At 60.5% G+C, this 4,302-nt stretch carries 5 protein-coding genes; 4 read left to right on the top strand and 1 reads right to left on the bottom strand.

Annotation, left to right across the window (positions count from 1 at the left end):
- From B3F77_RS13275 to rlmD, 4 genes are all read left to right on the top strand, one after another.
- The coding region (locus B3F77_RS13275) for a 5'/3'-nucleotidase SurE (protein ID WP_349678416.1) at positions 1–395 on the top strand (395 nt) is incomplete at its 5' end.
- Between the two features lie 154 nt (positions 396–549).
- Positions 550–1,263, top strand: a complete 714-nt coding sequence (locus tag B3F77_RS13270; protein WP_293605410.1) for a protein-L-isoaspartate(D-aspartate) O-methyltransferase — start codon at positions 550–552, stop codon at positions 1,261–1,263.
- A 41-nt stretch (positions 1,264–1,304) separates the two neighbouring features.
- Positions 1,305–2,237 (top strand): peptidoglycan DD-metalloendopeptidase family protein, encoded by a 933-nt coding sequence (locus B3F77_RS13265; RefSeq protein ID WP_414703011.1) that lies wholly within the window; start codon positions 1,305–1,307, stop codon positions 2,235–2,237.
- A gap of 239 nt (positions 2,238–2,476) precedes the next feature.
- On the top strand, positions 2,477–3,952 hold the full coding sequence (gene rlmD, locus B3F77_RS13260; RefSeq protein ID WP_293605408.1) for a 23S rRNA (uracil(1939)-C(5))-methyltransferase RlmD: 1,476 nt from the start codon (positions 2,477–2,479) through the stop codon (positions 3,950–3,952).
- A 61-nt stretch (positions 3,953–4,013) separates the two neighbouring features.
- Here rlmD and B3F77_RS13255 read toward each other — a convergent pair.
- On the bottom strand, positions 4,014–4,302 hold a 289-nt coding region (locus B3F77_RS13255; protein WP_293605402.1), incomplete at its 5' end, for a Bax inhibitor-1 family protein.

Raw genomic sequence — 4,302 nt, 5'->3', positions numbered from 1 at the left:
ATATCGAAGTGGCGGCCCATCGTGCGTGCGACCTGGTGCAGCAGCTGATGCCTTCGCTCGAAGTGGCGGCTGACGGGGCGCAGCCAGCGCTTGCCCCCTGGCTGCTTAATGTGAACATCCCTAATTTGCCGGACGATCAGATTCAGGGTATTAAAGTGGCGCGCCTGGGGCGCCGCCATGCCGCAGAGCGCGTGATCACGCAGACCAGTCCGCGCGGCGAAACCATGTACTGGATCGGCAGCGCCGGACCTGCCAAGGAGGCGGGCGAGGGCACTGACTTTTACGCGACCAGCCAACGGTTTGTCTCCATCACACCGCTTCATGTGGATTTGACCGATCACGAGCGGCTGCCCTACTGGGCACAAACAGCCGCGAAGCTGACACAGGCGCACTGAGGGCAGACGCATGAAGTCCCCTCTCAAGCCGCCTTTCAACCCCACGGTAAAAGTGCCTTCGGCGCTGGCCCGCCCAGCGTTTCCCGTGCGCTTGAAACCCGATGCGGGCGTGCCGTCTGCTACTAAATTAATAGCGGACTACGCAGGTCCTGTAATGGCTAAATCTCAAAATGGCATAAAACAAATTACCCAAACCATCGCGCCAGATGGCGTCGGGCTGGACTCGCAAGCCGTGCGTGCACGGATGGTGCACAAGCTCGCGGCACAAGGCCTGTCAGACGCGCAGGTGCTGGCGGCCATGGGATTGGTGGAGCGCCACCGCTTTGTGGATACGGCACTGGTCAACCAGGCCTATGAGGACACCAGCCTGCCGATTGGCCTGGGCCAGACCATCTCAAAGCCCAATGTGGTGGCGCGCATGCTGGAGTTGCTTCGGGGTGGCGCTCTCGACGCGAGTGGCAAGCTGGGGCGCGTGCTCGAGATCGGCACCGGCTGCGGTTACCAGGCCGCCGTACTCAGTCATTTGACAACCGAGGTCTACAGCATCGAGCGGCTGCGCGGCTTGCACGACAAAGCCAGGGAGAATTTGCGGACTTTGCGGCTACCCAATGTACACCTGCTGTTCGGTGATGGCATGATGGGTTATGCCAAGGGTGCACCTTATGCCGCCATCATCGCGGCGGCGGGTGGGCAAGCCATTCCGACCGCCTGGATAGAACAACTGGCCATGGGCGGACGTCTGGTGGCCCCCATGCAAACGGCCAGCGGTGCGCAGGCGCTGGTGGTGGTTGACAAAACCCCCCAGGGTGTCAGGCAGACCCTGCTGGAAGCCGTCCACTTTGTACCTTTAAAATCAGGTACAAGCTGAAGATAAACCTTACTGGGTTGAGATTGAAGACGAAAGAACCAATGAATCAAACCACACGCCCGAACAGGGTGGAGTCTCTAGTCACCGCAGGCGCAGGTCACAGTACCCGCTTGGCGAGCAGATTGGCGCTGCCCTGCGCATTGGCCGCCGTCATGCTGCTGGCGGCAGGCTGCGCCTCGCGCTCCCACTCCAATGCACCGGTTGAAGATCGCGGCACCGGCCTGTCGCGTCAGGTTCCAGGCGCGGTCGACCTTGGCGACGTCAAGCCACTGCCGGGTTTTGAAAATGCCGGTAAAGCTGGTTACTACACCGTTAAGCCCGGTGACACCATGATCCGCATCGGCCTGGAAAACGGCCAGAACTGGCGCGACATCGTGCGCTGGAACAACCTTGAAAACCCCAACATCATTGAAGTCGGACAGGTATTGCGCGTGGTGCCGTTCACCAGCGACAACCCGTTGGTGGTGACGCGGCCCGTGTCCTCGGGCGCCTCAAGCACCTCAGCTTCCAGCGCACCGGCTCAGGCTGCCAGCGCAGCAAGGCCTGCGTCGGCCCCGGCCAGCGCCAGCCCTGCACCTGCACCTGCACCTGCAGCCAATGGCGATGAAGACGTTGCGTGGATCTGGCCTGCCCAAGGCACGCTGCTCGCGGGCTTTGACGAGGCCAAGAACAAGGGGCTCGATATAGCGGGAAAGGCCGGTGATGCCGTGATGGCTTCTGCAGATGGTCGTGTGGTGTATGCCGGTGCGGGCCTGCGGGGCTATGGCAATCTGGTCATTCTCAAGCACAACAGCACCTTCCTCACGGCCTATGCGCACAACCGGACGCTGTTCGTCAAGGAAGACCAGACGGTCAAAAAAGGCCAGAAGATCGCCGAGATGGGCAACAGTGATGCTGACCGCGTGAAGCTGCATTTTGAAATCCGCCGTCAGGGCAAACCGGTCGATCCGGCTAAATACCTTCCCGCCAAATAAGCGGCTGGCACTGAAGGAAAAAGGAGTCCTGCGCTGCCGGACGCCTTTTTTTAGAGGGGCTTGTGTTTTAGGGAGTTTAAGAGACGCGAGGTTATTTGGCCTCCAGACCAAGCATGACGGGCGCTGCAAGCTATTGATTTCATAGCATATCCCGCTCCTTTCCGGTCTGTCACGCGGCCAGGCACCACGCCTTTTCTGAGCGCTCAGAAGATTGATGCTGCGGCCTGAGACAATGGATGATGACCGAAGAAAACCAGAAAAAAAAGCCCGCCGCGTCTGCGGACTACCCGCTTGATCTGCTTGCCGTGGAGTCGCTTGACATTGAAGCCCAGGGCATTGCCCACCGGGCTGACGGCAAGGTCGTGTTCATTGAAGGGGCCCTGCCTTTTGAGCTGGTGACCGCCAACGTTTACCGCAAGAAAAGCACTTTTGAAAAAGCCACGCTGATGGCAATTCACCGCGAGTCGTCTCAGCGGGTGCGCCCGGCATGCCCCAACTTCGGCATGCACACGGGGGCGTGTGGCGGCTGCAAGATGCAGCATTTGCATGTGGGCGCGCAGGTGGCCGTCAAGCAGCGCGTGCTCGAAGACAATCTCTGGCATATCGGCAAGGTCAAGGCCGAGAACCTGCTTAGGCCGATTGAAGGGCCGGCCTGGGCTTACCGCTACCGTGCCCGCCTGTCGGTGCGCTATGTGCGCAAAAAGGGCGTCGTGCTGGTCGGGTTTCATGAGCGCAAGAGCGGCTATGTGGCCGACATGACCGAATGCCATGTGCTGCCCCGGCACGTGAGCGACCTGCTGGTGCCACTGCGCCAACTCATTGGCAGCATGGACGCCAAAGAAACCCTGCCGCAGATCGAGCTGGCGTGTGGCGATGCGGTGACGGCCATGGTGCTGCGGCATATGGAGCCGCTCAGCGAGGGCGATCTGGCCCGGCTGCGGGACTTTGCCGCGGCAAACCCGGGCTTGCAGTGGTGGTTGCAGCCCGGCGGGCTGGAGACTGTCAAGCTGCTGGACCCTTCGATAGGCTCAGGGCAGGCTTCGGAGCTGAGCTACGGCTTGCCGGAGTTCGGCGTCGTCATGCCCTTCAAACCGACCGATTTCACCCAAGTCAACCCGCATATCAACCAGGTGCTGGTGTCCCGTGCGCTGCGCCTGCTGGGCGTGCAGCCGCATGAGCGGGTGATTGACTGGTTTTGCGGCCTGGGCAATTTCACGCTGCCGCTGGCCACGCGTGCGCGCGAAGTGCTGGGCATTGAGGGCAGCGACGAGCTGGTCGCCCGTTCACGCCAGAATTTTGAGAGGAATAAGGCTGCATCCGATGTCCGTCCTGCGCTGGCTGCTACTAAATTTGTAGCAAGAAACCTGTTTGAGATGACGCCGGCCTTGCTGATAAAAGACGGTGTTGCCGACAAATGGCTGGTTGACCCGCCACGCGAAGGGGCCTTTGAACTGTTCAAGTCGCTGGCCGCACTGCACCAGCAAGTTGTGACTGGCGTGCCCTGCGACGCTGCGGGGCAGCAGCAGAGCCTGATGCTGGGCGATTGGACACCGCCCCAGCGCATTGTGTATGTGAGTTGCAATCCGGCCACTCTGGCGCGCGATGCGGGCTTGCTGGTGGGAGAGGGCGGTTACCGCTGCACGGCGGCGGGCGTGGTCAACATGTTCCCGCACACGGCGCATGTGGAATCCATGGCGGTGTTCGAGAGGTTGTGATCAGTTTTGGCGACCATGAAAAAAGGGCCAGCCGGCCCTTTTTTCTTTGCTGCAGAGCGCTTTAATCGCGTTCGCCGCCAAAAATACCCAGCAGGGCCAGCAAGGCCTGGAAGACATTGAAGAGGTCCAGGTACAAAGCCAGGGTAGCGGTGATGTAGTTGGTTTCGCCACCGTCCAGGATCTGCTTCAGGTCATACAGCATGTAGGCGCTGAAGATTGCAATCACGGCGACTGAGATGGCCATCATGCCGGCCGACGAGCCGACAAACATGTTGATGATGCTGCCAATCATGACCACGACGGCACCGACAAACAGCCATTTGCCCATGCCTGAGATGTCACGCTTGATC

This window comes from Polaromonas sp. UBA4122 (assembly GCA_002381615.1).
In the GTDB taxonomy this organism is placed as follows: domain Bacteria; phylum Pseudomonadota; class Gammaproteobacteria; order Burkholderiales; family Burkholderiaceae_C; genus Polaromonas.
Note: the sequence above shows the minus strand (reverse complement) of the source record. Positions and strands in the feature narration are given on the sequence as shown.

Coding starts and splice junctions, on each gene's coding strand:
- B3F77_RS13270 (WP_293605410.1), top strand. CDS start 550: ATGGCTAAATCTCAAAATGGCATAAAACAAATTACCCAAACCATCGCG.
- B3F77_RS13265 (WP_414703011.1), top strand. CDS start 1,305: ATGAATCAAACCACACGCCCGAACAGGGTGGAGTCTCTAGTCACCGCA.
- rlmD (WP_293605408.1), top strand. CDS start 2,477: ATGACCGAAGAAAACCAGAAAAAAAAGCCCGCCGCGTCTGCGGACTAC.